Genomic DNA, 1,031 nt, shown 5'->3' with positions numbered 1-1,031 from the left:
CAATACTTGGGCGAGCGTCTACGGGAGGGGGGAATTCCAATCCAATATCCAACTGGTGGCCATGCGGTGTTTGTTGATGCGGCGAAAATATTGCCGCACATTCCAGCCGATCAGTTCCCAGCACAAGCCTTGTGTAATGCGTTGTATCTGGAGGCTGGGATTCGAGCTGTTGAGATTGGCTCATTGTTGCTCGGACGTGACCCTGAAACGGGTGAACAGAAAGCCTCTGAGCTTGAATTAATGCGCTTAACGATTCCACGTCGAGTCTATACTAATGACCACATGGACTATATCGCGGATGCGTTGATCGAGTTGAAGAGCCGAGCTCATGAATTGAAAGGTTTGACGTTCGAATATGAGCCTCCGGTTTTACGTCACTTTACGGCTCGCTTCCGTGAAATTGATTAACCTGAAGTAGGTTTGACACCTAGGTAATTAGGTATCTAGGTACTTTAGTAAAGAGCAAAAGGCCGCGAGTGTCGTGGCCTTTTTTGATTTTGTCTGTTCAGTTCATTCCGAGCGGATATTACGCCAGCTCCAACGTGATGCGCACGAACTGTTCGTCTTGATATTGCACTTCATAATTGAATGTGCCACTTGCGTAAATACTGCCAAGGAACAATGAGCGCTGACTCATTGGGCCACGGAAAAGCATCGAAATTGGTGCAATCATGGCGTTATTGTCGTCGAAATGTTGGTTTAAGTTATTTGATAACACACACAGCAAACAGCCATGCTGGTCATGCGATAGGTCGACATCTTCAGGACGAGAAAGCAGTACCGTGGTACCGAGTTTTTTCTCAATTTCGTTAATTAGTAGCAGGTAGCTATCTAAGTGAGGTTGCGGATTACTTGGTTTGTTCGCGTCAACGCAGCGTTCAAGTAAGGCTTCAAGGTTGCCATTTTCCCCTTTCGCCTGTTGAGTCAGAGACTTTAACGGCTTTTTAATCAGTTTGTAGCGATTGCTTTTCAGTTTGGGCTTTAGCCATTTTTGCAGCAGATCGTTACGCTCTGTTGTAGGGAGAGAGCGT

Annotated in this window: 2 protein-coding genes; one reads left to right on the top strand and one right to left on the bottom strand. The window is 46.4% G+C overall.

Annotation, left to right across the window (positions count from 1 at the left end; translation table 11 throughout):
* A partial coding sequence (locus R7044_RS24370; protein ID WP_263857029.1) for a beta-eliminating lyase-related protein occupies window positions 1-408 on the top strand: 408 nt, incomplete at its 5' end.
* A 118-nt stretch (window positions 409-526) separates the two neighbouring features.
* Here R7044_RS24370 and R7044_RS24365 read toward each other — a convergent pair.
* A partial coding sequence (locus R7044_RS24365; protein ID WP_225455893.1) for a DUF2913 family protein occupies window positions 527-1,031 on the bottom strand: 505 nt, incomplete at its 5' end.

Source organism: Vibrio sp. 1402, assembly GCF_033340275.1.
Note: the sequence above shows the minus strand (reverse complement) of the source record. Positions and strands in the feature narration are given on the sequence as shown.